Below are 564 nucleotides of genomic sequence, written 5' to 3'. Positions count from 1 at the left end.
ACCAGGTCTGGTGTTCCGATATCACATATATTCCCATGAAACGGGGATTTCTCTATCTCGTGGCGATCATGGACTGGTTCACGCGCAAGGTCCTGTCCTGGCGTCTGTCGAACACGATGGACGTGGAGTTCTGTATCGAGGCGCTACAGGATGCCCTCATGCGCTATGGCGCCCCGGACATTTTCAATACTGACCAGGGGTCGCAATTTACGACACCCCGTTTCAGCGGGATACTGGAAGAGCGTCAGATCCGCATCAGCATGGATGGGCGCGGTCGCTGGCTGGACAACGTGTTCATCGAGCGTCTGTGGCGGTCGCTGAAATACGAATGCGTCTACCTGTACGCGTTCGAGACCGGATCAGAGCTGAGGGCCGGGCTTGGCAGATGGATCGCCCATTATAACGAAAGGCGTCCGCATACGGCGCTGGCTGGACGAACGCCCGATGAGGCGTATCATGACGTGCCGACGCCATCTGGTCCGGGGTTAACCCCGGACCAGATGGCCAACAGCAACGCCGTCAGAAGGGCGGCATAACAACAACCGGGTATAGCTTATCAAGCCC

At 57.6% G+C, this 564-nt stretch carries 1 protein-coding gene; it reads left to right on the top strand.

What is annotated here, in order from left to right:
* On the top strand, nt 1-536 hold a 536-nt coding region (locus tag CFR78_RS15965), incomplete at its 5' end, for an IS3 family transposase (protein WP_110581369.1).
* Nucleotides 537-564: the final 28 nt, after the last annotated feature.

It is taken from the genome of Komagataeibacter rhaeticus, from assembly GCF_003207855.1.
GTDB lineage: Bacteria > Pseudomonadota > Alphaproteobacteria > Acetobacterales > Acetobacteraceae > Komagataeibacter > Komagataeibacter rhaeticus.
This window is presented reverse-complemented; position numbering and strand designations above follow the sequence as displayed.